General features: G+C 61.0%; 23 protein-coding genes and 2 pseudogenes. 8 read left to right on the forward strand and 17 right to left on the reverse strand.

Going from position 1 to position 25,753, the window contains the following annotated elements:
• Nucleotides 1-592 precede the first annotated feature (592 nt).
• The gene (locus ABIE52_RS01550; RefSeq protein ID WP_192713033.1) at nt 593-2,053 is read left to right on the forward strand and encodes an aminotransferase class I/II-fold pyridoxal phosphate-dependent enzyme; all 1,461 of its coding nucleotides are present in this window, start codon (nt 593-595) and stop codon (nt 2,051-2,053) included.
• Between the two features lie 51 nt (nt 2,054-2,104).
• Here the strand turns inward: ABIE52_RS01550 and ABIE52_RS01555 are convergent.
• Nucleotides 2,105-2,285, reverse strand: a pseudogene (locus tag ABIE52_RS01555) (low affinity iron permease family protein); the annotation flags it as partial.
• Nucleotides 2,286-2,525: 240 nt separating this feature from the next.
• On the opposite strand from ABIE52_RS01555, the gene ABIE52_RS01560 reads away from it, so the two are divergent.
• Both ABIE52_RS01560 and ABIE52_RS01565 read left to right on the forward strand, forming a co-directional pair.
• Nucleotides 2,526-3,236 carry a PAS domain-containing protein gene (locus tag ABIE52_RS01560; RefSeq protein ID WP_354541406.1) on the forward strand — a complete coding sequence of 237 codons (711 nt, stop codon included), beginning with the start codon at nt 2,526-2,528 and terminating at the stop codon, nt 3,234-3,236.
• Nucleotides 3,237-3,370: 134 nt separating this feature from the next.
• Nucleotides 3,371-3,799, forward strand: a complete 429-nt coding sequence (locus tag ABIE52_RS01565) for an ATP-binding protein (protein ID WP_019749549.1) — start codon at nt 3,371-3,373, stop codon at nt 3,797-3,799.
• A 140-nt stretch (nt 3,800-3,939) separates the two neighbouring features.
• Here the strand turns inward: ABIE52_RS01565 and ABIE52_RS01570 are convergent, their stop codons facing one another.
• Both ABIE52_RS01570 and ABIE52_RS01575 read right to left on the reverse strand, forming a co-directional pair.
• Nucleotides 3,940-4,731, reverse strand: coding sequence for a SigB/SigF/SigG family RNA polymerase sigma factor (locus ABIE52_RS01570; RefSeq protein WP_192713031.1), 792 nt, complete (start codon nt 4,729-4,731; stop codon nt 3,940-3,942).
• 133 nt (nt 4,732-4,864) lie between these two features.
• Nucleotides 4,865-5,002, reverse strand: a complete 138-nt coding sequence (locus ABIE52_RS01575; protein ID WP_153212855.1) for a hypothetical protein — start codon at nt 5,000-5,002, stop codon at nt 4,865-4,867.
• A gap of 328 nt (nt 5,003-5,330) precedes the next feature.
• Between ABIE52_RS01575 and ABIE52_RS01580 the strand changes: the two genes are divergently transcribed.
• A complete protein-coding gene (locus tag ABIE52_RS01580; protein WP_354541407.1) occupies nt 5,331-5,678 on the forward strand; it encodes a MerR family transcriptional regulator in 348 nt (115 codons plus the stop codon).
• Here the strand turns inward: ABIE52_RS01580 and ABIE52_RS01585 are convergent.
• Nucleotides 5,657-6,031: a hypothetical protein gene (locus ABIE52_RS01585; RefSeq protein ID WP_029256709.1), complete on the reverse strand. Its 375-nt coding sequence runs from the start codon at nt 6,029-6,031 to the stop codon at nt 5,657-5,659. The genes ABIE52_RS01580 and ABIE52_RS01585 overlap by 22 nt on opposite strands.
• Nucleotides 6,032-6,114: 83 nt before the next feature.
• Between ABIE52_RS01585 and ABIE52_RS01590 the strand changes: the two genes are divergently transcribed.
• The gene (locus ABIE52_RS01590; RefSeq protein WP_156423137.1) at nt 6,115-6,330 is read left to right on the forward strand and encodes a hypothetical protein; all 216 of its coding nucleotides are present in this window, start codon (nt 6,115-6,117) and stop codon (nt 6,328-6,330) included.
• On the opposite strand, the gene ABIE52_RS01595 is transcribed toward ABIE52_RS01590, so the two are convergent.
• From ABIE52_RS01595 to nadE, 3 genes and pseudogenes are all read right to left on the reverse strand, one after another.
• Nucleotides 6,327-6,464 (reverse strand): hypothetical protein, encoded by a 138-nt coding sequence (locus tag ABIE52_RS01595; RefSeq protein ID WP_192713029.1) that lies wholly within the window; start codon nt 6,462-6,464, stop codon nt 6,327-6,329. The two genes, ABIE52_RS01590 and ABIE52_RS01595, sit on opposite strands and share 4 nt — an antisense overlap.
• A gap of 309 nt (nt 6,465-6,773) precedes the next feature.
• Nucleotides 6,774-7,073, reverse strand: a complete 300-nt coding sequence (locus ABIE52_RS01600; protein WP_354541408.1) for a hypothetical protein — start codon at nt 7,071-7,073, stop codon at nt 6,774-6,776.
• Between the two features lie 618 nt (nt 7,074-7,691).
• Nucleotides 7,692-8,517: pseudogene (gene nadE, locus ABIE52_RS01605) on the reverse strand (NAD(+) synthase).
• 755 nt (nt 8,518-9,272) lie between these two features.
• Here nadE and ABIE52_RS01610 point away from each other — a divergent pair.
• Nucleotides 9,273-9,779, forward strand: coding sequence for a 50S ribosomal protein L11 methyltransferase (locus ABIE52_RS01610; protein ID WP_192713027.1), 507 nt, complete (start codon nt 9,273-9,275; stop codon nt 9,777-9,779).
• A gap of 138 nt (nt 9,780-9,917) precedes the next feature.
• A complete protein-coding gene (locus ABIE52_RS01615) occupies nt 9,918-10,448 on the forward strand; it encodes a CinA family protein (protein ID WP_192713026.1) in 531 nt (176 codons plus the stop codon).
• A 1,899-nt stretch (nt 10,449-12,347) separates the two neighbouring features.
• Here the strand turns inward: ABIE52_RS01615 and ABIE52_RS01620 are convergent.
• The 8 genes from ABIE52_RS01620 to ABIE52_RS01655 all read right to left on the reverse strand — a co-directional run bounded on the left by ABIE52_RS01620 (nt 12,348) and on the right by ABIE52_RS01655 (nt 21,583).
• On the reverse strand, nt 12,348-12,749 hold the full coding sequence (locus tag ABIE52_RS01620) for a low affinity iron permease family protein (protein WP_019749538.1): 402 nt from the start codon (nt 12,747-12,749) through the stop codon (nt 12,348-12,350).
• Nucleotides 12,750-12,814: 65 nt separating this feature from the next.
• Nucleotides 12,815-13,060, reverse strand: a complete 246-nt coding sequence (locus ABIE52_RS01625; RefSeq protein ID WP_192713025.1) for a DUF3618 domain-containing protein — start codon at nt 13,058-13,060, stop codon at nt 12,815-12,817.
• Entirely contained in the window at nt 13,057-14,565 is a 1,509-nt protein-coding gene (locus ABIE52_RS01630; protein ID WP_192713024.1) for a YhjD/YihY/BrkB family envelope integrity protein, read from the reverse strand. The genes ABIE52_RS01625 and ABIE52_RS01630 overlap by 4 nt, the downstream gene beginning before the upstream one ends.
• Before the next feature lie 51 nt (nt 14,566-14,616).
• Nucleotides 14,617-15,630: an FUSC family protein gene (locus ABIE52_RS01635; RefSeq protein WP_192713023.1), complete on the reverse strand. Its 1,014-nt coding sequence runs from the start codon at nt 15,628-15,630 to the stop codon at nt 14,617-14,619.
• A 78-nt stretch (nt 15,631-15,708) separates the two neighbouring features.
• Complete coding sequence (locus tag ABIE52_RS01640; RefSeq protein ID WP_192713022.1) at nt 15,709-17,829, reverse strand: xanthine dehydrogenase family protein molybdopterin-binding subunit; 2,121 nt, start codon at nt 17,827-17,829, stop codon at nt 15,709-15,711.
• On the reverse strand, nt 17,829-18,821 hold the full coding sequence (locus tag ABIE52_RS01645; RefSeq protein ID WP_024488117.1) for an FAD binding domain-containing protein: 993 nt from the start codon (nt 18,819-18,821) through the stop codon (nt 17,829-17,831). Before ABIE52_RS01645 ends, ABIE52_RS01640 begins: the two co-directional genes overlap by 1 nt.
• Nucleotides 18,818-19,339: a 2Fe-2S iron-sulfur cluster-binding protein gene (locus tag ABIE52_RS01650; protein ID WP_019749532.1), complete on the reverse strand. Its 522-nt coding sequence runs from the start codon at nt 19,337-19,339 to the stop codon at nt 18,818-18,820. Before ABIE52_RS01650 ends, ABIE52_RS01645 begins: the two co-directional genes overlap by 4 nt.
• A 291-nt stretch (nt 19,340-19,630) precedes the next feature.
• Nucleotides 19,631-21,583 (reverse strand): cutinase family protein, encoded by a 1,953-nt coding sequence (locus ABIE52_RS01655; protein WP_354541450.1) that lies wholly within the window; start codon nt 21,581-21,583, stop codon nt 19,631-19,633.
• Nucleotides 21,584-21,881: 298 nt separating this feature from the next.
• On the opposite strand from ABIE52_RS01655, the gene ABIE52_RS01660 reads away from it, so the two are divergent.
• On the forward strand, nt 21,882-22,952 hold the full coding sequence (locus ABIE52_RS01660) for a PDDEXK nuclease domain-containing protein (RefSeq protein WP_003941261.1): 1,071 nt from the start codon (nt 21,882-21,884) through the stop codon (nt 22,950-22,952).
• Between the two features lie 129 nt (nt 22,953-23,081).
• On the opposite strand, the gene ABIE52_RS01665 is transcribed toward ABIE52_RS01660, so the two are convergent.
• A complete protein-coding gene (locus ABIE52_RS01665) occupies nt 23,082-23,879 on the reverse strand; it encodes a hypothetical protein (protein ID WP_007733683.1) in 798 nt (265 codons plus the stop codon).
• Entirely contained in the window at nt 23,879-25,729 is a 1,851-nt protein-coding gene (locus tag ABIE52_RS01670) for a hypothetical protein (protein WP_192713020.1), read from the reverse strand. The genes ABIE52_RS01665 and ABIE52_RS01670 overlap by 1 nt, the downstream gene beginning before the upstream one ends.
• Between the last annotated feature and the right edge of the window lie 24 nt (nt 25,730-25,753).

Below are 25,753 nucleotides of genomic sequence, written 5' to 3' on the forward strand. Positions count from 1 at the left end.
GGATGCTGATGCTGGTGAAGAACAGCTCACCTGTACGGCTCGTTGTTTCGTGTGGAGTCGAAGGGCGTGCCGCGGAAGTGAACATTCGGCAGTCAGGCTGGTCGACGCACTTTCCTTCGTCCACAGATGGTCCGAGGTGGCCGCCCGTCGTAACTCGATCCGATCACAGCGATTACAAAACAGACTGGCGTCAGGCACATAGTTTCGGCGTGGTCGTAGGATCCGCAGCGGGTCCATGGCAGACGAACGTGATTTCGTCCACAAGATGTCGGCCTACGAAGTCAGTTTCCCGTGTGTGAAGTCCAGATACCGGCCCGCGACGACTAAAAACAAGGCAGAAACGAACCATATTGTCTGTCTACTCCGGTGGGTTGTCCGGTGATTCGGCAGGATCGATCAACTCACTGTGCCGAATTTAGTCCCGCGTGCCAATTCTCGAGATAGAGCCAGGGGCGCGGGTATCACGATTCCTCCCCGCCTCCCGTGCTGAGTGGCTTCGGGTCATCTTTAGAGCGGCAGGTCTCGAGGCAGAAGGAGCCCAGTGTGACGTTTGTTTCGATTGTTTCCATCGAGTGCGGGGTAGTCCCGCCGCATGGATCAAAACCGAGCACCGTTATTGGAGGCCCTCGAGCAGTACCGTCGGTTGGATCGATACGGGTTCACCCCACCGGGGCACAGACAAGGGCGCGGCACGGACCGGCGGGTACTCGATGTACTCGGGCGGGAGCCGTTCCACGACGACGTTCTCGCTACGTCCGGCCTCGACGACCGCCGATCGTCGAACAACTACCTTGCAGATGCCGAACGATTGATGGCCGATGCGGTGGGCGCGGACTATGCGTTCTTCTCGACCTGCGGTAGTTCACTGTCCGTCAAGGCAGCAATGATGGCAGTCGCGGGCAACGATCCCGGTGGGCTGCTGCTCAGTCGAGACAGTCACAAGTCGATCGTCGCGGGGCTGATCTTTGCCGGCATCACTCCCCGATGGATAACCCCGCAGTGGGATGCTGCGCACCACATTTCGCATCCCCCTTCCCCTTCCCAAGTGCGCGACGCGTGGGAAAAGAACCCGGACGCGGCGGGGGCGCTGATCGTCAGCCCGAGTCCGTACGGCACCTGTGCAGACCTAGCCGCGATCGCAGACGAGTGCCATCGGAGGGGTAAACCCTTGATCGTCGACGAGGCGTGGGGTGCACATCTCCCTTTTCACGAAGGATTGCCCACCTGGGCAATGGATGCAGGAGCGGACGTCTGCGTGGTCAGTGTGCACAAGATGGGGATGGGTTTCGAACAGGGGTCGGTCTTCCACGTCCAGGGAGATCTTGTCGACACTGCTCACCTGTCGGCGTGCGCCGATCTGTTGATGACCACGAGCCCCAACGTCATGATCTATTCAGCTCTCGACGGATGGCGCCGTCAGATGGTCGAGACCGGACACGAGTTGTTGGATACAGCGCTGACACTGGTCACCTCGCTTCGTGACGACATCAAACAACTCCCAGATCTCGAGGTCCTCGACTCTGAATTGCTGGGCCACCAGGCTTCCCACGACCTCGACAGAATGCAAGTGCTGATCGACGTTTCACGGACGGGAGCCACCGGCTATCAGTGCGCGGATTGGCTCCGAGCCGAACGCTCGATCGATGTAGGCATGAGCGATCACCGGCGCATTCTCGCGACCGTCTCCACCGCAGACGATCGCGAGACCACCCGACGACTGCTGGACGGCCTCGAAGCTCTCTGCGGCGCAGCACCAAGTTTCCCCGACACCCCCCGCATCGAGCTACCCTCTCCTGCGAGCCTTCAACTCGAAACTGTGTCATCGCCACGCGAGGCGTTTTTCGGCCGAACAGAAATGGTCCCGGGTGCACACGCTGCGGGACGTATCGCCGCCGAGCAACTCACCCCGTACCCACCCGGAATTCCGGTCGTGGTGCCCGGAGAGCGCCTCGACGCGGACGTCATCGGCTACCTTCAGTCCGGGCTGCGCGCGGGTATGGCCGTGCCCGATGCCACCGACTCCTCACTCGATTGCTTTCGGGTGATGGTGTGACGTGCTCCCGATTCGATCGTGCGCCCCCTGGGATCCGCTAGATTCGAGGAATGTGACGGTGTTGATGGTCAGTTGCCAGGTGTCGATAGTGCCCAACAGGAAGAACGACGGAGCCCAGAGCACCACGATTATCACGCACATCACGAAAACCATGCCTGTGAGGTGCACTGACGTAGGTGGCGAACCGGTCGAAGACGGAGAGTTTCGTCGATACCTCGGATGGAAATATCACGTCCGCTTTCTCGACGAGTTCTCGCTCGTTGCCTTCTCGTTCCCGCCGTTCATCTGATTGTCCTCTCGCCGGAACTTCTTCCAGTACCGCTCACTATCGCCCCAGGGCGCTTGTCCCCTATGTCTGTATCGCCGCCCATCCGGTCCATCAATCCGGGGTGACCCTGGGATCGTCAAATCTTGTGCTACAGAACGTAGTTCAGGAGTTACTGGCGGCGGGTCGGACCGGCACCGATTATGCATGACAGCCCAGACATGCGACCGGGTGCCGGTCCATGCGCGACGGCGAGCCCACCAGCTCCGACGCGCAGCATCCGCGCTGCGCCTGCGCTCGGTGGTGATGCCCAGGCAGTTCGGCGGGCAAACATCGCTGCATCGAGCCCAGGGTTGGGCGAGGAACGAAAGGGACATGCTGTACCGGACGACATGGGCGTGGGTCCGACGGCGAAATCCGTTGCGCTACAACGGGTGGGAGGATTCCTCTATCGCCGCGCCGACGATCAGTGGAAGTAGTCGGATACACCGCTACGAACCCGGCGCCATCACCCCCGCCACGGAATTGCGTCTCTCCCAGAAACATTCCGGCGATCGGCCTCATGTCGCTGAGACGTTGGAAGCGCTCCGCACTTCCGGCGGCTCGTTCAGCAGCCGGCACCGCATCGTCGACACTAGAGGAACGACGCGCTCGGTGGTGATAGTCGGCGAACGACTGGTCGACGAGTCCGGCGAGATCATCGGCAGTTCCGGCTTCTACGTCGATGTCACCGAAACTATCGATGACACGGTCACGGAATCGGCGAACCGGGCATTCAACGTCCTCACCTGGCATTCGCAGGAAACACTCGTGAAAGTTCGTGATGTCGCAGAAAAGCTCCTCACGGGGCTGGCAACGGACTTCCACATGGCCGACGCCGTACCAACACACTCCGACCACGCCCTGCTGGGTCTCTGACAACGGCGTTAAGCTCGATGTTTGGCGGCACTTCAGTTGGGTAGCTGAGTGCTGATCATCCTTCTCGAATGCGGCTACCAAGATCCCACCAATGGGGTTGGCTGCATCCGATCAAGTACAGGAGCAAATCTCACGTGACGTCCTTCGCGCGGGCGATCGTTTCCCCGGTCGCCGTTTCACCTTCACTGTCCGTCTCTGCATCACCGGATCAACTGCCGGTGCTGCGATCGCTGGTGCGAACCGTGGCCGCGCACTATGCGCTCTCGTTGGACGCGTTGTCCGATCTCGTACTCGCCGCCGACGAAGCAGCGACCATCCTCATCGGCCACGCCCTCCCCTCCAGCACCCTGACGTGCACGTTCGGCGACGATACCGCCGCTGCGCAGGTGATCCTCTCTGCGGCAACAACGGGTCAGATCACCACGAGCACTTCGTCCTTCGGGTGGCGCGTCCTCGAGACCCTGGCCGACGAAGTGGTCCTCGAGGAGCTCCCGCCTACCGCACCCGAGGAGAAGTGGGCTGTGACAATCACACTGACCAAGGTCTTGCAGGCAGATTCTTGATCCCGCGCGCGGAGGAGGGCAACGAGTAAGCGCCGGCCACCGGACAGTTGGTGTGTCTCGTCGCCGTAACCGACGACGCGTCCGATCACGAGTTGCTTTGTACCGGGATCAACACGAGTCCACTTTTCTTGGCATCCAGCTCACGCTGCGACGGCGGCCTCGAGGGCTGCGAGGGACTGCGTCCGTCGGAGCGCTTTGAGCGATTGTGCAAGCAGTCGGGAGACATGCATTTGCGAGAGACCAACCTTCTCGGCAATTTCCGCTTGGGTCAGTTCACCGAAGAATCGGTAGAGCACGATTGCGCGTTCTCGTTGAGGAAGTGCGAGTAGTGCCGGTCGGAGCGTTTGTTGGTTGTCAATGCCTTCGAGGGCAGAGTCGAAGTCTCCCAAGGTGTCTGCGATCGTCCGTCCGTCGTTGACGGTTGCGGCATCGAGGGACGCAGCGTGATAGGAATCGCCGGCGGCGACGATCTCCGCGATCTCGGCAGGTTCCACTTCGAGTTCTTTTGCCAGTTCCGGCACGGTGGGTTCGCGTCCGAGGGCTTGGGTGAGGGAAGAGCGGGCCTTGTTGAGCGCGAGATAGTTTTCCTGCAACGAGCGCGGAACACGGACGTCCCAGCCGCGGTCCCGGAAATGTTTGCGCACTTCACCCACCATCGTCGGAATCGCGAAGGCTAGGAAGTCTTTGCCCTTGGCGAGATCGAAGCGGTTCACCGCACTGACCAGACCGACGCTGGCGGCCTGTACGAGGTCCTCGTGGGCTTGTCCGCGACCGCGGTATCGCAAGGCGATGTTCCGGGTCAGTGGTAGACACGACTCGATGATCTGCGCGCGTAGACGCTCGCGGTGCTCGTCGTCATTCGGCATTGAAGCCATCTGTTCGAAAAGGGCCGCAAGGTGCGTGTAGTCGGCGTCTCGCGTGTGGGTGCTCATGAGAATGCCAACCCCTTCCCCCTTGTCATCGCCCTGGCAGAGCGCCGAAGGACAGTGGCCCCTCGCTGAGGTGAAGACACCGTCGTGTTGTCGGAACGGCGTACAGATCGTGTTGCCGACATCGTCGTCTCCTTCATTTTCGGGTGTTGATCGGCAGAACGCTCCAGAAAACCATCGCCGCGGCCCGCGCGAACACAGGCCCGCAGAGCGGCCCCAGCGCCGGACAGGTGATGCCGTCGCCGCCGCGGGCGGTGGCCATGGCAGTGGTCATTCGCGCTCCCGAAGTGCAAGTGCTCCAGCATGCATCTAAGTAATTGACTGTCATAAATCTATATCAGCCGATGCAGATAAAAGGCAACAGGTGAAACAGTGATCGACCGACCGCAATACGACTTCCGGGCCCAGACATGCCCACTTATGCACGAAACCAGCATGCGCGGAATCTTTTCGGCTCCTTTCCCGGCGAGATCGGGTTCGCACGTCAGATGAAATCTGTGGCGTCGGAGATCAGGTTTTAGGTGCGGGAGGGCGGGGGGACGGCGCACCAACATGTTAAGGTCGAGAGATATTCGGCTGGGTTAAAGGAGAGTGCTGAGGCATTGAAGGATCCAGCGCACGCCCACCGAGGGGTCTACGGAATTTCCGTGATGTCGGAACTGTCCGGAGTCGGCCCACAGACATTGAGACTCTACGAACGTCGCGGACTGTTGACCCCCGCACGCACCAGTGGCGGGACGCGGCGTTACAGCGCGGCGGACCTCGACAAACTGCGCCGTATTACCGCGTTGATCGGCGACGGAATCAACTTGACCGGAATCGGTGTCATTCTCTCACTTGAAACCGAGAACGCGATCCTGGCTGAGCGGATCGCTCAGCTGAGCGAAACGGCCGTGGACACACCACCGGGAGTCACGCCCGAGACTGTTCAGCCCAGTTCGCGGGTGTAACGAATGCTGCCGAATTCCGCGTCTGCAACGACGATGTTTCCGTCAGATTCAAGCTGTTCGACCGCGGAGTCGAATGCGTCGATGAGCCACGGCTTCTTCGCCTCGCCGAGCAGCGTGTCCGTACCGTCGTCGCCGGTTTGAAAGATACGCACCAACCAGGATTCGCTGGCGTCAGGTTCGTCCCATAGTCCTCGCGGAGTGTTCGTGGCCAGGACGTAGCGGTTGTACTCGAGGTCGACGCGAATAGCGTAGTGGCCGTCCACATTCACGACGTTGGCAGGTCGTTGGGACGCCGCGGCCAGTGCAGTCAATGCGTCGTCGTACATCTCGGAAAACTTCTTCGTAAGAGGCATGCCGTCCTACCCGTACTCGACACCGCCATGCACCGGGCACGGCGTACAGACGATCAGTTGCCCCGGCAACGACCGGAACTGAAATGCATCCTAACCCTGCGCAACTCACCCCATTGGGGGCATCCCACTCGGTGATCAACACCGATCGAGCCGAATGCCCGTATGGGTCCAAACACTGTCCGAAACTGGACACCGATCTCAAGACCAAGCTCGGCGTCGCTGACGCTGGGATACCCGAATGCGATCACATCGCCGGTGTGCCGTCGAAGACCACCTCGCCGGCTACGTCGACAACCTAACCGTCCTCGCGGTGAGCGATGGCCTGACCCGGGTGGATCACGTGCTCGATGGCCGTCGAACGATCATGCCCCACAGCACCGCGGTATAGGTGAACTCCGGCCTCTTCTCCCTCACCGATAGTCAACCAGTCCACTAGTGTCCTCCTCGTCTCCGTCTTATGCGACCTGAGCAATTTTCTTCCGCTTCGTCAGTGTGTCCACTCACTCAACGGCAATCGCCGTGACCCGAACATCGGGCGACTGAGATTGTTCGACGAGGATTGTTCGATGAGCCCCGAACGGGGCGCTCCGGCCGCTCAGTCGAAACGAAGCGCGGGTATTCACTTAGAGGACGAACGAAGAGCTCGCTCAGCGTCCCCTGAGTACGGTGCCAATCGATCCGGACCACGCCTTTGGTTCTGTTTCGGCGGTCTACTTCTCGACCAGCGCCCCGGGAAGATCGCTCAATGACCCTCTTGGTCGAGAAGTTCGCTGCCTTCCAATCGCTTGATCCGCCGATGTTCCATCAAGATTGCCAGGGCACCGACGACGAAAGAAATTACGCACACACATCCGGCGATGACCGCCCACCCACGAAATCCGTAACCTGCTGCCACCAAAGTTAATCCGAGAGTTGCCAATCCGAGGCCGATCAGCAGGTACCCGGGATAGTTGCGCCCGTCTGTGATCGCCTCCCCGACGTGCGATCGATTCGTGCGTTCATTGTCCACATGGACAGGGTCGATTTCATTCGGCTCAGCCACAACACACACTCCCTCCAGCAATCATGACAACGTTTCACCAGCCCTCGTTGTTCGTTCGCAACGCACGTACCCCGGCCCTGCGCGGATGAAACAGTCAACTCCGCAACAAGGGAGGGCATCACACCCAGGAACCGTACGGTTGGCGTGGACGAGCCGAAGAGGCTCCAGCGACCTCGCGGTGATCGGATGATATGGAGCCTGCGTGCAATCACGTGCTGTTTGCACCGGGGAGCGACTTTTCCGCGGACATGCCATTCTGGGGTCGGCACCAGTTTGTGGGACCCGAACCGCTTCTCTCGATCGGCACGCCTACCCTTCGTCAGGCGTACCGGCAGGAGCGCATCAGTGTGCGTGTGACTGCAACATCGCGCCAAGTACCTCTGTTTCGTCCTGAACGGCACTCGCGTTCTCCGAACTTCGCTACCGGGGTATGCTCGTCGAAACCTGTAGCGCCGCATGGCCTGCCTCGTAGTTTCACCCGCTCGGTGCCGCGCAATAGCGGTTCGAGTAGATCTAGCTGTCGCGCCCCGAACAATTGCGGGGTGACGCTGGATCGCCGCGATTCAATCCGCCGATTAGACAGCTGCGGATCGAATTGTGCGCGACATCGTGTTGCGTTCAGTGCCACCAGGTATCGAAGGGTGTGACCGGCACCGTGCGCTTGTGACGAGTGTTGATGAACATCTTCTCGAGCTTTTCGGCTACCTCGGAGGAAACGTCCTTTCCTTCGAGGTAGTCGTCTATCTGTGAGTACGTGACGCCGAGGGCAACTTCGTCGGGCAGCGCGGGTCGGTCGTCCTCGAGGTCGGCGGTCGGCACCTTGCGCCACGTGCTCTCGGGTGCGCCCAATTCCTGCAGTAGCGCAGCGCCTTGACGTTTGCTCAGGCCGGTGAGCGGCGTGATGTCGACGCCGCCGTCACCGAACTTCGTGAAGAAGCCGGTAATCGCTTCTGCCGCTTGGTCGGTACCGATCACGAGGTAGCCGAGCTGACCGGCAATCGCATACTGGATGACCATTCGTTCGCGCGCCTTGATGTTGCCGCGGACGAAGTCGCGTAGTTCGCCGTTCCCCAACGCCTCGGAGGCCTCACGGGCCGTGGCGTCGGCGCCAGGCTTGACGTTGACCGTGAGAGAGCGGTCCGGCTTGATGAAGCCGAGCGCGATCTGAGCATCGGATTCGTCGGCCTGCGCGCCATAGGGGAGTCGAACGGCGACGAACTCGGCCTCGTGGCCTTCTTCACGAAGTTCCGTGACCGCGCGTTGGGCGAGGGCTCCGGCGAGCGTGCTGTCCTGACCGCCGCTGATTCCCAGAACGAACCCTTTGGGCGGGGGTCGAGCGCACGTAGTCCTTCAGGAACTGGACTCGCGCGCGAACCTCCGCTGCGGCGTCGATTGTCGGCTTTGTGCCGAGTTCTTCGATGATGCGTTCACGCAGTGTGGCCATGAATGGACTCTAGCGATGTGAGCAGGCGCGTGCAGTGCCACTAGGGGCCGGGGCCCGTTGAGAATCGCAATGGCGCAATTGCCGACTTTTCCGGCAGCAGCGACCGCGCGTGTCGTTGGCGTTCCGAGGGGAGCGCGTGGAGCGCCACAACCGGGATCTGCAGTATCTGTGCGTGAGTCAGTAGGCGGCGCCGCGATCGGTGACCGCTGAGGACTTGAGCGCCTATGGTGCAGAATTCTCCGCGGGCAGAGGGCCGTGTTCCTTACGGTGTGGGCATTCGCGTGCGGTGCTTTTCACGGGACGTCCTCCACTTTGCCTCCCTCCCTTCAATTTCCAAATCGCTGCTCGACGAGATGGTGGGATCCGCACCACACGGCGTGCGGGAGGTGCAAGTCCCGTCGCTCTTCTGGCCCGCCAAGTTGTGTAAGGGCTAGGTCGGCACTGCCAATTGCCGAAGCCACCCCGAGCGCCAGCGCTGCAGCGAATCGGCACAGGGTTGCGAAAAGCCAACCGTCGTCGGCATACCTTTGGACGCTCATTTCTCGGCTACTGCCAAAGTCGGCGTTCGTCGCTGCCGCGGGTGCTTCGCTGTCCGAACCGAAATAGTCGTCGGAGACCGAAAGTCGCGCATCGCGAATCTGTGGCCGTCCATTCCGAAACGATGCACTCTCTCGCATGCTTTCAGGAACATTCGGGTAGAAAAACTGTCGGGATCGAACCCCCTGAACTGGAACCCCTGAACTCAGGAGTCGACGATGATCGTTAGATTGCCAGGTGCGCACCGACCGCAGGACGATACGTCGCTGTTTACCGAGGCATTGAGGCGTCAGCAGGTGATGGGCTCGACTCGCGTTCTCGACCTCTGCGCCGGAACCGGTGCGTTGTCGATAGCCGCCGCGAAGGCTGGAGTTGGTCGCGTTCTCGCGGTAGACATTTCGCGCCGGCCAATTGTGAACGTCATGCTCAACCGCGTTCCCAACAAAGCACGTGTCGAGGCACGTCGTGGAGACCTCACCGCGGTGCTGACTGAGAAATGTTCGACCTCGTGGTTTCAACCCGTCGTACGTCCCGTCGGAAATCGACGAATTGCCGACTTCAGAGCCCAAGAGAGCCTGGTACGCCGGCGCCGGCGGTCGGGTTCCACTCGATCCGATCATCGCATCGGCCCAACTTCCTCGTCCCAGGAGGGTCTCTCCTGTTGTTGCAGTCCGCGATGTGCGACATCGGAAAGACCGGAGCCATGCTCAAGGAACGGAGGATGATTACAGAAGTCGTGGCGGGGAGATCAATCCCGCGCGGACCGGTCCTGCGCTCGCGCCGCGCGAGCGCTGACCCGTTGACCAGCTCGAACATCAAGCGACACAATACGAGTGCTCGACATCTATTGGAGAGGACTGGACATGAGTAACGACCCCCGGCCCGATTTACCGACCGAAACCGACCTCGACGAACTATGCAACCGCCTGGCAAGTGTCGCAGTGGCCCGAGGTTTGTCGGTGTCAACGGCAGAGTCCCTGACGGCGGGCAATATTGCCGCACACCTCGGTAAGGCGCCGGATGCCGGTTCTTGGTTCAGCGGTGGGATCGTCGCCTACAACCGGGAAGTGAAACGGTCGGTCCTCCATGTTCCGAACGGCCCTGTCGTGAGCGAAGAATCAGCGCGAGCCATGGCGCACAGCACAGCCACTCTGTTGGGAACCACACTGACGCTCGCCGTCACCGGGGAAGCTGGGCCGCAGACCCAAGAAGACGTGACCCCGGGGACCGTCTGGTTCGGGATCGTCGACCACGGAAGTGTCCACGCCGAAAAGCAAGTGTTCTCAGGCGAACCGGAAGACATCCTAGCCGCCACGATAGAGCACGGAATCAAGCTTCTGGTGCGGTACGCCTCCACGGACGCCGCGTCGATCTCCCGTGGAGTCCCGTCATGAGCCAGCGGACGTCGACTGTGGAGGATCGTCGTCTCTGACAGGCCTTGGGCGATGTCGACGAGGGACCTCGATCAACCGAGCTCTGGCCCCGTATCTCAGAGTCGCATCCGAGATATTCGACGCAACCGAGGAATTCGTGGTCAGCAAGAGTCGCCAGGTTTCTCGTCATGTGCAGCCTGGCGACATTTGTGAACCGTGACCGGTCCCGAGCCCCACGGCGGCGAATTCTTAGCTGATGCAATCGCGCGTGGCGCCGTAGTTGCGATAAGCGATCGCCCAACCGAGAGTGGAACGCTGGTCGTTGACAACGCCCGAAAGGCGTTAGGGCCATCGGCTTCTTCGATGCAGGGCCAGCCCTTCTCGATGTTGGACCCGGAGCGATGGCCTTGTGTCATCTTGACGAGTGCCCCGGTCACTCGCGCTGCGGGGGGCACGGCCGACGTCCGCGCCGAGAGGGGCAGCGCGGCCTTATTGCCTGTCCGCGACTGCTTCTGTGGCAAGTGACCGCGGTATTCACGGAAAGCTCGGCCGCGCAACTCGGCAAGGTCGTGAAGCGTCGGCGTGATCGCCCAACGGGTTCGACGCATCCGGAAACAGAGCCGATCGCTCATCCAGGTCGCCGTCGACCCGACCGGGTCTTTCCTCCTCGCCGGAGTGTAACGGTCAGGCGGAGGCAGCTCTACGGCTCGGTGGTCCTTCCATGCCTATGACGCGTGATCTGGCGATGATCGCTACGTAAAAGCGAACGTTGCCATGGGAAGTCCAGACACATCACCACAACGATGCCGATACTCAGCACTACAAGCAACAGAACAATGTTGAACATCGTATCTCCACCCCTTCGATCCAGAACTGACAGTCAAGCCGCGGCTACTGCCCGAAGATGGGTAGCAACCGACTCGCTCCTTTTCGATGTCGTCGAGAGGTTGGGACGCGGCAGCTCTCCGACATCCGGCGGCACACAGTGGCTCCGGGTGGTTGAAATTCCCACAATTTCGCGCCACCACCTCTCCCGTTCTTCGGATTCCGTCCACACCACAACATCCATCGCAATCTCCTCCATCACTCCCCGCTTGTTACCCAGATCACATACTCGGGAAACGGGCCGCGCCTGATACACGCGAAGGTCGTTCCACAACGCTCATGTCTCGTGCGTGAGAGAGCGAACTGACCGAGAACGCCGAGCGGGGTCGGCCGCTTGAGGTCCCGGAGTTCGGTGAAAAGACCTGATCAACGATCAGTTCACTGCTCGACGGCGCCGGGGAGGGCTTAAGTGGCAGGATACGACGGTGCAACCAGCGGATTCAGGGCGAACAACGCCTGGGACGCGTGCCCGCCGGTCGCACTACGTGCATTGCTGTGGGCACAAAGGATGAGCGTTGGTCCGATGCCGTCTGCACACACCAGCGGTTTGGCCTCACCAAGTTTCTCCATGCAAAAGGCCGCTACAACTGGGCTACTTGGTATTTGCACCAGTGCACGACGGCATGTGTCTGTCAGCTTGCGTGGTCAGAACGTAGCTACCCGGATACGACCAGGTCCTCCGCGGTGCACGACCGCACAAACTTTTCGATGCCGCGATGGGGGGCATCGTGCCTCGTGTTCCGAATCGTGATGATCGCCCCGACGATAGGCACTGGCGGCGCAAACCCGTGCCTGCAAGACTGCAGCTCCTATTGCATTGCGTCCGAGTCCTTCGGACGATGAGAACATATTGTCTGCGCTGGATCACCGAGCCTTCTGGCAAGCCAGGGCGCCCTCTGGGTCGCTACATGGCGGGCAGCAAATTCAGCGATATCGCCGAACCAGACGGTCTGTGTCCGATCCCAGCGTGCCAGGCCAGTAGGCCGAGAGTCGAGATCGCAGGACTCGTTTGTGGATGATGAGTACTCCTTCCGTTCAGGAAGCGCTCTCGTGGTCTTCCAGTCCGACAGCGAGTCGCAGTTCGCGCAGATCTTTATCGAGTTCGGGGTGCTGCTGGGCGAGTTGTTTCATCAGATCGGCCAGGCCGTCGGCGATGGCGTTCAACTTGTGCTGTACGGCGTCGTCGGATCGCTTCTGTGTGTTCTGCAACAACGCCACCAAGAGGAACGTGACGATAGTGGTGACGGTGTTGATGATCAGTTGCCAGGTGTCGATGGTGCCGAGAAGGAAGAACGACGGCGCCCAGAGCACCACTATCACCACGCACACTACGAAGAACCATGCCTGCGAGGTGCGTGCACTGACGTAGGTCGCGAACCTATCGAAGACGGAGATGTTCGTCGAAACTTCGGATGGGAGAACTGCAGGGGGCTTCATCGTTAGAACCTCATTCGAATCCGAAACATTGTGCCGATCGTTGCCGCAAACGTCGACGGCGCTCGCTAGTTGTGCTTGGTGAGGCGGGAACGCTGCTTGCGGCGGCGGAGGACAAGTACGAAGACCACTAAGAGACCGAACGCCGCAGCGACGGCTGCAGGCCGCTGCCTTACCCGTTCCACGTCACGCAACACCTCACCTTTGACGCGGGCCGGTACGTCGGCCTTTTCGGCGAGTGCGCCTACGGTTGCGGCTAGAGCCTCACGTTGGGCTCGAACATTCTCGTCGGGTCCGTCTGCGGTAGTGCTCATTTCACGCCCTTCTTGGCAGTAGCGATGTCAGCTTTGACGCTTTCGACGGTCTCTTCCGGAAGTGGTGGCGCCGCGGACTTCGCTCGTTTGGCTCCCACGAGTGCGGTTATTGCTCCGATGGCGATCACGATTGCCGCGATGATCAGAGCTGCAAGCCAAGGTTCGAGGGTTGTGGCCAATCCGAGTACTGCTGCCGCCAGAAGTACCGCGAAGCCGTACAGCAGCAGCAGTGCACCGGCGCCGGAGATACCGACCCCTACACCGAACCGGGTGCTCTTCGTCTTGACTTCGGCTACTGCGTGCGACATTTCGGCCCGTACGAGGTCGGACACCTGCTCGGTGAGGCGCTCGACGAGTTGTACGGTCGACAGTGCGTGCGGGTCTACGCCCTCTGTGTCGACAGTTTTCGGCGTCGCGGTGCTCGGAACGGTTGCCCGGCTATCGGATCGCTCGGTCATGGTCGACGTCCCTTCGTTGTCTTCGCCGCCGTGCGTTTCGCGAAGTTCGCGACCGGCGGCGATATCGTGTGCGTGCAGACGAGCGTTCTTTTCCGAAACGCTGGTGTCCCGAGGAGGCAGCCGCAGGAATTCTTCGGCTTCGATTCCGGCCTGTAACTGCCGGCCGCGTTCGAGTTCCGCGTCAACTTCTGCTCCGAACAACAACGCAAGATTGGTGATCCACAACCAGAGGAGGAAGATGACCGCCCCGGCCAACGATCCGTACGTCTTGTTGTAACTACCGAAATGACTTACATAGAAAGCGAATCCGACTGAGGCCACGATCCACACTGCAATAGCGAGTGCTGCTCCGACGCTGATCCAACGAAATTTCGGCTGTTGCACATTGGGAGTCACGTAATACAGCACCGCCACCGCCAACGCGACACAGATCAGAATGACGGGCCACTTCGCAATATTCCACGTCGTCACCGCGCCGTCTCCGATGCCGAGCTGATCACCCAGCGCCTTGGCTACAGGTCCGCTGACGACCAGCATCAAGATCACCGCGGCAACCAACAGAAGTCCTGCGAGGGTGACGACCAGTTGCAGAGGACGAAGTTTCCAGACCGGCCTGCCTTCCTCCACCTCGTACATACGATTCATCGCTCGCCCGAATGCGCCGACATAGCCGGAGGCCGACCACAACGCACCCGCGAGACCGATGATCAATGCGAAACCGGCGGTAGGGGCCGCCACCAGTTGTTCGACGGTGCCACGCATCGTGTCCACGGCCGAGTCCGGTCCGACAGCGGCCACCAGTTCCATCACCGTGTCCACACTGGCACGCCCCTGGCCGACAACTCCCAGCAGGGACACCAGCGCCAGAAGCGCCGGGAACAGTGACAGCACAGCGTAGTACGTCAAAGCCGCCGCCAGATCGGTGCACTGATCGCGAGTGAACTCTCGGGCAGAACGTCGTGCTACGAACTTCCACGACTGCGCCGTCAGGTCGGTCGGATCGGAAGGCTTACGCGCGTCGTCCGCATCAACCGTGTGTGTCACCATGCCCGAGTTGCTACCCAGTGAGCCGGGTGTCGAAACTCGGTCGAGACTCCCCTAGCTTCCGTACTCCTCTCGATCGAGGACAGCGAGCGCCGCAAGTAACCCACGGCTGGAGAGAACTATCGAAGGTGCGACGGACGTTGTGACTGTTCCCTGCTGCACGAGCTTTTCGAGTGCGGTCAATCTTTCACGGGCAAGGGGCAAGGTCGTGACGGAACGATGGTCGGTAGGGTCGTGCACCGGACCTCTTCCCGCATCGGCAAAGGCTATGGCCATCGCTTCGAGCAACTCCGAGACGGCACTTTGCATACTCCCGTTCTCGTTGAAATCGCCGTCCTCGACGGCAAGGATCAGGCCCATGAGATGTAGCGCTGCTCGATCGAGTGCTTCGGCGGCCGGGCGAAACAACTCGGATCCTCCTATACGCAACCACCCACGTTTGCGAAAGTTTCCGACCAGGCTGGCTTCACCGTCCATCACCGCGGTCTCCGCGGCAACGGATTTGTTCATCGACAGAGCGCGTTGACGCCATGAACCCTGTTTTCCAGCACTGGCTTTCACGTCCGCGGCCATCTGTCGGAGAATGTCCGCGACCTCATGCGTACGTGCCACCAAGAGGTCTCTGGCGTCGGAGAGATAGTCCGGCGGCACCAACACGGCATTGACCGCGATGCCCACGAATACTCCGAGCACTACGTCACCAATGCGGTGCATCACCAAGTACGGGTTGGTTGCTGTTCCGTACAGAAGGACCAATACGGCGGTGACGGCGACCCAAATCCCGTCAGGCGACAACCGCGGAATGCGGCCGACGAGTATTCCTGCACCCGTTGCGATGGCCAATGCAGCGACGGTCGGAAGGGTCACCGCCGCGACGGCGGCCACAACAACTCCGAGGACGACCACACTGACCTGGCGGGCGGCCACCCGCATCGAGTTCCGCACGGTGTTCCCGATGATGAAGAGTGCAGCGTACGGAGCGAGAAATGCTTCAGGGCTGTGAAAGACGCTGTTCGCGATCACCCACGCGATGACTACGGCGACTGCGCCTTTCAGAGCTGTGATCAAGCCTATGCTTTCACATCGCTGAATGAGGGGATGCTCGAGAATTGCTTGCTCCTTAACCTTCTACGGTCGTCCGAAGACTCATCTGAACAGGACCTTGTCCGCTGTTACCGGCAAGTCGCGTACCCGCACACCGGTAGCATCGTAGATAGCATTGACAACAGCGGCTGCTGCCCCGACGATCCCGATCTCGCCGGCGCCCCGCGATCCCATCGGGTTGACGTGTGCGTCAGTCTCGTCGAGCCAGAAGGCTTCGATGTCTTGCACATCCGCGTTTGTGCTGATGTGGTAGCTCGCCAAGTCGTGAGTCATCACGTGGCCGAACCTGTTGTCCCGGAAGCTTTCCTCGTGCAACGCCATCGACAATCCCATCGTCATTCCTCCGATGAGCTGTGAGCGAAGCGTTTTTGCATTGATTGCGCGTCCGATCGAGAATGCACCGAGCATCCGGGGGATCCTGATCTCGCCGGTCTCGCGATGTACGCGCGCTTCCACGAAATGAGCACCGAATGAATGCATGGAGTAAACGTCCTCGTCCGGATTCTCCGGCGTCTCAGTTGTCGTCTCCACGCCGGCAAGGGGAGTGGCGCTGTGTTCCGCGCGGAACTGACGGGCAGCCGCGACGATAGTAGAGCCCCACGACGAGATACCGGCGGAGCCGCCGGCAACTGTGGCGAAAGGGAATGTGGTGTCGCCGATTTGGAGCCGAACTTCCTCTATGTGGCATTCGAGAGCATCGGCGGCGATCTGAGTCAGAGCGGTCCATGTTCCCGTGCCAATGTCGGCCGCCCCGATCTGAACAGTGTAAATTCGATCGGCTCCGAAGACGATGCGCGCTTTCGAACCGGGGTTCGTCATTGCCGGATAGGTTGCCGCTGCCATGCCGGTACCCACCATCCAGTTGCCGTCCGGACTGAGACCACCACGCACCGGACGTCGTCCATCACGCCGACTCCGATCTTTCCACCCGAATCTCTCCGCGCCTGCGTACATGCAGTCGATCAAATTCCGCCCTGACCAAGGTTTTCCGCTCTCCGGATCCACTTCGGGTTCGTTCCGAACACGAAGTTCGATCGGGTCGAGGCCACAAGCTACGGCAAGCTCGTCCATCGCTACCTCGACCGCATACATACCCGGAGTCTCGCCCGGGGCACGCATCCAGAACGGGACTGCAACATCGAGGGCTGCAACCCGGTGAGAGGTAGAGCGATTAGGCGTGGCGTACATGATCCGGGTGGCAACAGCAGTCTGTTCCGCGTATTCCTTGATCTTCGACGTTTGCTCGATTACGTCGTGGGACATCGCCGTCAGAAGACCGTGGGAGTTCGCACCGAGGCGCAGGTGCTGAATGGTGGATGTGCGGTATCCGACGATCGCGAACATCTGCTGCCGCGTGAGCGCGAACTTGACAGGTCGCCCCGCCGTCCTGCGGGCAGCAAGAATCGCTAATACGTTGTGCGCGTGAGGTGATCCCTTCGAACCGAACCCTCCGCCGACATGTGGCGCCACGACTCGCATCTGCTCGAGTTCGAGCCCGAACATGGGCGCCAGGGTCTCGCGAACGACATGAACGCCCTGAGTAGAGTCGTACAGGGTGACGCACGCCCGCCCACCCTCGGCGTCGTCCTCCCAGATTGCAATGCAGGCGTGCGGTTCCATCGGATTGTTGTGTTCGAGTGGAGTGGTGTAGGTCTGATCTATCGTCACATCCGCAGCCACGAATGCCGACTCGACATCGCCGTCGGTCGTGTCGGTCGCGAATCCGTTGACGTCCTTCGGGGCGTAGAGGTCGTCGCGATCGGCTCGTAGCTCACAATCATGAGGGAGTTCGTCGTACTCGACTTGTACCAACCCGGCTGCATGACGGGCTGTCTCGGGTGTTTCGGCAATCACAGCACCGATGAATTGTCCGCGAAAGTGGACGGCTGGGTCCTGGAGTACGGACAGCTCTCGGTCTTCGGTATCCGCCAAGCGTGGGGCATCGAAAACGGTGATCACGGCGACGACACCCTGAAGTGCCTCTGCCAGTTCCGTTTTCATGCTGACAACGCGGCCACGCGCAACCGTCGCCTGGACGGCGTGCAGGTAGGTGGGATTCTCCACGGGATGTTCGAACGCGTAGAGCGCCGTCCCCGTGACCTTCGCGGACCCGTCGAGACGCTCCATCGGATTTCCCAGGTAGCCCGGTTCGATCATCCTCATCACGTCGGCCCTCCGGTGGTGAGTGACCTCAGCACCGAAACCATGACGCCGCGTGTCAGGGGAATCTTGAAAGCATTGCCCGACTGTGGGTTCGCGTTCGCCAACTCGGCATCTGCGGCTTGCACGAACACTTCCTCGGTAGGCGGGGATCCCAGCAAGACCTCTTCCGCCTTGTACGCGCGCCAGGGGCGGTGCGCCACGCCTCCGATGGCGATTCGGGCGCCCGCGACAATACCGTTTTCGAGTTCGATCTCAGCGGCAACCGAAACCAGAGCGAAAGCGAAGGAGGCGCGATCGCGTGTCTTGACGTACGTCGACAGCGCCGCCGGTGCAGGCACGGGCAGCTCCACTGCAACGATCAACTGGTCGGGTTTCAGAACTGTGTCATGTTCCGGTGAATCTCCAGGGAGACGGTAGAATTCGTTGACAGGAATGTTGTGCTCGCCACGGCGGTCCCTTACGACGACCACGGCGTCCAACGCAGCCAGCGCGACCGCCATGTCGGACGGGTGCACGGCGATGCATTTGTCGGAAGCCCCCAGGATTGCGTGGTAGCGCACGTGGCCGCCGACGGCGGAGCAACCAGATCCGGGTTCCCGCTTGTTGCACGGAGTTGTCACGTCCTGGAAGTAGACGCAGCGGGTAGCTTGCATCAGATTGCCGGCTGTTGTCGCGGCATTACGAAGCTGCCCTGAAGCTCCGGCCAGGAGAGCGCGAGCAAGCACCGCGTATCGGCGGCGGATGACGGGGTGGGCTGCGAGATCGCTGTTTCGAACTGTCGCGCCGATGCGGACTCCTCCATCCGGAAGCATCTCCACTCCGGCGAGGGGCAGCCGACTTACATCGATCACCATGCGCGGGTTGGTCACGCCGAGTTTCATACGGTCGACCAGATTCGTACCGCCTCCGAGAAAGGCGGCGCCGGGGTTTTCAGTCACCAGGGCCAACGCGCCGTCGACATCCTCGGCGCGTCGGTACTCGAACGGCATCACGACTGCACTACCTGTCGAATCGCTGCGACGATGTTGCCGTACGCAGCACAGCGACAGAGATTCCCGCTCATGCGTTCTCGAATCTCGGCGTCGTCCAGATCCGGGTCAGCATCGAGGTCCTCCGTGACATGACTGGGGTGCCCGGCCTTCACCTCGTCGAGCATCCCCACTGCCGAGCACACCTGTCCCGGGGTGCAGTACCCGCACTGGAGCGCATCCTGGTCGAGAAAGGCTTGTTGTACGGCATGCAGACCGTCGTGGCCCGCCAAACCGTTTGCCGTGGTGATCTGTGCGCCGTCCTGTGCCACTGCGAACGTCAAACACGTAACGGCGCGCCGCCCGTCGAGGAGGATCGTGCACGATCCGCACTGCCCGTGGTCACAACCCTTCTTCGGGGACGTCACGCCGAGGCGATCCCGCAGCGCGTCGAGCAGCGTGGTTCGAGTGTCGACCGTCAGGGTGTGGCTGCTGCCGTCTACCATCAACGTGATCTCGGCATCGATTCGCGAAGACTCCATGACGAGCACCTACCCAGCTCCGGATTACTCAAACGGGTAGCGTCACGATCTGACGAGGCGGCGTTTGCAAGATCGCGACTAGATCGCACTCGTACACACCGCCGCTACACCTCACCCGCTTCGGCAGTATCGCGATCTCCCCCATCTGGGACATGTGCTACTTCGTCATATTGGGGAGGTGGGTTCGATCGGCGGTGGGGACTGGCCACGCGGGCCCGCCCCGCCCCTCCAGGAGGGGTCGATCGTTAGATTTTTTTCTTCGAAATGTCGGAGTGAGGGCGGGTTACCGGCTCATGCTGCGCGTCCGATCTGCAGATTGAGCCAGTCCGAGATCCACTGGATCGCGTTGCGGCCAGCGTTGTCGACGACGAGAGAGTTGTAGTTCTGGTGTGCCCCGGAGGCGAAGAAGGACGCTGCGTCGAGCCCCTCCCCTATTAAGGATGCAAGGTCGTTGGCGCCTTGTGCACTGGCCATGGCGGTCAACGAATTAGCCAGTGCTGAGAGTTCCAGATTCTGTGTCTGAGCGGAATCGGTGGTCGCGGCCGTCGAGGCCTGCTTGCCGAGCAATGTCGGATCAGTCTTCGTAGCTTTGCCGGCGAGCATGTTGACCGCGACCGTGGCGAGTTCGAGTCCGACTGGGACGAGGCCGGTCATGGTGGCTCCGGCCCCGAGCGGGTCGGGGAGCTGTCCTGGCGGTGGGAGCAGCTTCTCGACTGCGGCCCAAGCGGTTTCCTGCACACGGCCGACGAGGTTTGCCAGGTTGATGATGTCGACTCCTCCCAGGATCGACGCGACGAGCGCGGCGACCTGTGAGTAGCCGGACGGATCCGGGATTGCCGACAGGACCTGTGAGACCCATTTCAGATCGACGCCGGCGGCCATCTTCACCAATGGGTAGAACTGGTTGTTCAGATCCCCTGCGACCTTGTGGGCACCGTGGGCGTCGAGCGCTGCGACCTTCTGCGGAAGAAGGTTCAGGTTCGCCAGGATCGCAGGCATATCCAGGGAGGTGAAGCCGGTGGCGACGCCCAGGACTTGGTTGACGACCACTGTGGGTTTGAGTAAGGAGAGGACTCCGGAGGCAGATCCGAGGACGTCACTCGGTGTCGTGGCGAGTGGGGCGATCTGGCGGTCGAGGGTGCCAGCAGCGGTCGACAGGGAGGTCAGGTCCGGAGATGAAGCTGGCAGCGTCGTGGAGCCCTTGCTGGCGAGCGTGCTCGCGGTGTCGGCGATCGCGGTCACTGTCGAGAGCGCACTGCTGAGATCAGATTCTCCGGCCTTGTCTAGAACGTGGCCGGCATTATTTTCGGCTGTTCCGGCGGGAGCTGCAGCGAGCTGCCCGTTCGCCGCAGGATTGGCGGCACCGGAGCCGAGTAGTTCCGCGAGCGGACTGATGGTGTTCGCCAGCGTTCTCGCGCTGGAGGCGACCTTCTGGAGGTCGACTGTGCCGTCCGTCTTCGAGAGTTCACTGGTCAGATTGCCAGTGGCTGTGGCGAGGCTGGGAAGGTCGGCTTGGGAGAAATCCGACGCCAGCGCGGTGGCCAGGTGTGAATTGTCGCCTACCTGGCCGTCAACTCCAGCACTCGGAGCTTTGGTGAGCACTGAACCCAGCGATCCGAGCAGCGGGCTCGAACCTTTTTGGATCGAGCAGTAGAGGTCTTTCGGATCGCAGATCGACGCGACCCGGCCCGAGAGCTTCCCCATGCCCTGCGGCCGCGGATCGGCGATCCCCTTTCCTGACGGCTTCGGGCCGATGACTGCTTCGCCGTTCGTTCCGGAACCGGGATCGGCGAGAAGCCCGACCGCGAGGACTTGCTCTGCCTTGATGGGGCCGGAGCCGTTGCCGATTTCAGAGGCAAGATCACCTGCGATGTCCGCGCCCTGGGAATAGCCGGTGATGGTGAATTTGGTGTCGGAGCATTTCGTTGCGATCTCGGCGATCACGTCCTTCGCCCTCGTCAAACCATCAGATTTGCTGTCTGCGTAGGTTTTTCCGTTGTCGAAGGCTCGGGCCATGTACGGCAGAGTGTGGACCTGTGCCGCGCTACCGTTCGTGTCCGCGATGCTGTGGGCGATCGGTTTTAGCATACCGACCGGGATCGAGGGATCGGCGTCTTCTGCGGTTTCCCAGGTTCCGGGGATGAACAGGTTGAAAGTCTTCGAGCATCCGTTTGATTGGGCGGACGCGATGCCCGGCGACATCAAAGCGATGGAGGCTGCGACGACTGTTGCCGTCATCAGCATGCATACCGGACGGTGGATGGTCGAACCTAGGAACGGCATGAGAACCTTTCTCTACCAGCAAACACGATGTACCTGTCCGCGCGCGGACAGGCCTGACGCGCCCGATTTCAGGTGAGGGCCGCTATGGTGCTGGACGTATTCACTCCGATCAATGCGCCCTGTGAAGAACTGAGCTGTGCGAGGGCCGGGTGATCCTGCGTCTAGCGCGCATGCCCGAGTCGCCGTTCCTGCGGGCTGAGGTGTCCAGTGGGGGCATGTCCGGTGGGCGTTCCCAGCAGCGCTGGGTAAAGATGGATGGGTGAATGCTCCAGCCGAACTGCCCGCCGACTACGCCCAGCTTCTCGACCATCTCAAGTCGCAAGTTCGGCAAGCGCGAGTTCGCGCCACCCGAATCGTCAACACCGAACTGCTCAGTCTGTATTGGGACATAGGGCACGCGATTGTGCAGCGTCAAGAGGCCGAGGGCTGGGGTTCAAAGGTGATCGACAGGCTCGCCGTCGATCTTCGATCGGCCTTTCCCGACATGCGTGGGTTGTCGCGGACCAATCTGAAGTACATGCGGCAGATGGCGAGCATCTGGGGGCGCGATGCAATTGGCCAACAACCTGTTGGCCAATTGCCGTGGGGTCATGTGACGGTATTGCTCGACAAGCTGGATAACCAGTCCGACCGCGACTGGTATGCATCAACGGCTGCTGAACACGGGTGGTCGCGCAATGTGCTGCAAAATCAGATCAACAGCGGTTTACGGCGCAGGATCGGTGCGGCACCGTCGAATTTTCAGGACCATCTTCCGGCTGAGGATTCCGATCTCGCTCAGCAATTGGTGCGTGACCCGTACGTCTTCGATTTTCTCGACATCACCGAACGTGTCGCGGAGCGGGAGCTGGAGTCCGCGCTGATGCGTCGGCTGGAGCAGTTCCTCCTCGAACTGGGACACGGGTTCGCTTTTGTTGGACGCCAGTACCATTTCGAGGTCGGTGATCAGGATTTCTATATCGACTTGCTGTTCTTCAACTGGGTGCAAGCGAGGTTCGTCGTCGTCGAGTTGAAGGTAGGCAGGTTTGAGCCGGAGTATGTCGGGAAGCTCGGCTTCTATGTTTCGTGGATCGACGACAACCTCCGCAACAAGGACATCCACGCCCCGACTGTGGGAATCTTGCTCTGCGCCGGCCGCAACGACAACGTCGTCCGGTATTCACTTGCCGGGACAACTGCACCCCTCGCCGTAGCCGACTACACCTATGAGACTCTCCCCTCCCAGGTTCGCGATCTCGTCCCTACCGACGACGAGATCGCGGCAGCTGTGGAAGCCACTGTCTCCGAACTCGACTCCCAATTGCCCGTCAAACCTGACAACTCCGGCTGAGAGGCGCCATTCGATTTTCGAACCTGGCCGACATATCCTCTGGTGCCGAGATCGCTACCGGCGTTTCGCACGAGGGTCTGCGAACGCGATGCCTGGTCCCGCCCGGTGCGTCGAGGAGCAGGGGGAGTTCTATGTCCAGTCGATGTGGACGGATTCGATGGAATCGAAGTGAAATCCGAAAGTGTCGCCGTACTGGTCGAATCCCTTGTTTTCCGGGTAATCCATCGTGGCGTGACGTTCGAGGATGGCAACCACTCGGGCATGATCGTCGTTGGCCAAAGCCATGGCGAGTTCTCGTGTTTCGTCGAGACTGAAGGGGCTGTCGGAGTTCGCGAAGTCGAGGGTACGCACTCGATAGTCGTAGCCTTCTTCGGAACCGTTGCGGACGGACACTCCCCCGCGGACTCGGATGGTGGCCTTTTTGGGTTGTCCGTCGGGTCGTAGGACGCCGGCGCGGTCCATGATGTCGCGTGCTTTGACGTTTTTGAGTTTCTTTTTCGCGTCAGCGCGCAGTTCGTTCGTTTCGCCGGAACGGTAGCGAGAGACCGCTGATCGTGAACGGCCGATTTTCTTTGCGACAGCGTCGATTCCGCCGAGGCGTTCGATGGCGGCTCGCCGTTGTGCGCGTTCGGTGACGTCGGGGTGCGGGATTCGTCCTTGCTGCGCCCAGCGGCGCAGTGTTCGGTCCGAGGGGGGCTTTCTTCCGGCGTCGACAGCTGCTTGCCGTAGGCCTTCTTTGCCGATTTCGGTACGGATCTGGCGTACGGAGACTTTGCTGGTGAGTCCGGCTAATCCCCCACTTTTGACCGATTTCGATTTTTCGATACCGCTTGTTGCTGCTGTCGAGACGGATACGTTGAGTCCGTCCAAGCCGACGGTCTTTTGTGCGGGTTTGGTTGATCGTGGTTTCGGAAGATGCAGGGCCACTATATGTTTCCTTCATCTTCGTCGGTGAACGCAGCTTTGAGTGCGAGGTTGATCTCGTGGGTGTCGCGTGCGTCGGTCAGCATGACGGTTATGTTTTCGGTGAGCGGGGCGCTCTTTTCCAGAGTCATTTTCCCGAGTGCGTCACTGTTGTCTGCGATGTCGATGCCCGGGGGCAGGGGGTAGACCCAGGAGTCGGTGACGGTGCGCAGTGGCCAACGCCCGGTTTCGCGTGCGATGCGCATCGCGACGCGGCGGCCTCGCCAGCGGCAGTGTGCGATGATCGCTGCTCGCCAGAGCGGTTGGTGGTGGTGTTGCATTTGTTTGGCGGTCCACATGTCGGGGTTGACCATTCGGCCGATGTAACCCTTGTAGCAGGCGCCGATGAACCGTTTCATTGCTGTGTCGCCTGTGTCGACGGCAACTTTGCGGGCCTCTCTCAAGATTTTCGCCCACTTGTCGAGGGCTCGACCCTGTTCGGGGTAGACCCACGCTTCTGCGATGTCGAGGTCGTCGAGTTCTGCGCCGATTCCGCCATCGGCGATGGACGTTTGAAGTGCATCGAGGCTGACGGTGGTGATCCAGGTCTGCACAGGTTGGTCGGCGAGCATGTGTGGGTGAGGCATCGGTAGAGCGGGTGGGAGCGCCAGCATGTCACCCGGTGGGAGGGTTACACGCCAGAGTCCGAACGGGGTTTTCGATTGCCGCGCAGCGTCGAGCGCATTCTCGCCGCGAAGATGTCGAAGTTTTCCGTAGCCGAATTCGAGCATGCCAGCGGAAGCGAGGTACGCAGCTCGTTGGTCTATCGATACCAGTTGTGTTGCGTCGGAAAGTTCTTCGAGGTCCGGGATGCGGGTCCATCCGGCGGCAGGTTCGAGATCTCCGCGGGGTTCGCCGTCCAGCGGTGGGACCGGTCCACCGACAGTGACGACGATTCCTCTACCGCTGCGGGTGCGGTCGCGTTTGATCTTGTCGACGATGGCGGCGCCGGTGCGTGCGGGGGTGGGGCCGGGTAGCACGCCGAGGTGTTGTGCGCACCAGGCGAGTCGGCGTCCCAGTTCCTGCGCAGCGGGGAGGTCGTCGTCGGGGAGGTAGGTTCCGGCGGTGGGTGATCCGAGGATCCCCATGTCCCCCACGCGATTGCCCCATCCGAAGTCTTTGTTCCAGTAGGTCCACACGTAGGGTTCGATGAAAATGTCGACCATGGATGTGAAGTTCCCGGTGGTGCGGGAGAGGTGAACGACGTGGCCGGGTTCTCCGCGGAGTTCCCATCCTGCGGTCAGCATGGGGGTCAGCGTGGCGTGGAGGATCGCGGTGAGTTCTTCGGCAGCGCGGGTGCGGAGGATTTCCATGTCGTCGACATCGTCTTCGCTGCCTGGGTCGATGATCCATCCGAGCATTTCGCAGGCTTCGATTCCGACTATCCAGATCTGTGCCGGTGCGCCCAGCGGGGTGAGCGTTGCCCATCTGATGAGTTTGTCGAGTTTTTCGATGGAATCGACTGGGCCGGTGAGTGTGTGGCCGGATGGTGTGTAGGTGCCGGCTGCTGTGACAATGACGGCGTGGCCGTCTGCTGACTCGCTGGCGGGAGGAAGGGCGGCCGGTTCAGTTGCGTCGAGTTCTGACGCCTGGGTGGGTTCCGTTTCCATTTCGTTGGAGCGCTCATCCGGAGGGGCGACGATGTCGTCGGTCCGGGGGTGCTCCGCAACCCCGGAATCCGTTTCGAGACGAGCGGTGTCGTCAACGTCGAACAGAGAAGGCTGATCGGGTTCGGGAACTTCGTCCGGACGAGTAGCGGATTCGGGTGGCTCGAGCTCGAATAGCGTGAACTGCTCCCCTTTCTTCAGCGCCATGTTTCATCCTTTCCGTTCACTGTC

The organism is Rhodococcus sp. OAS809 (assembly GCF_040546695.1).
Taxonomy (GTDB): domain Bacteria; phylum Actinomycetota; class Actinomycetes; order Mycobacteriales; family Mycobacteriaceae; genus Rhodococcus_F; species Rhodococcus_F qingshengii.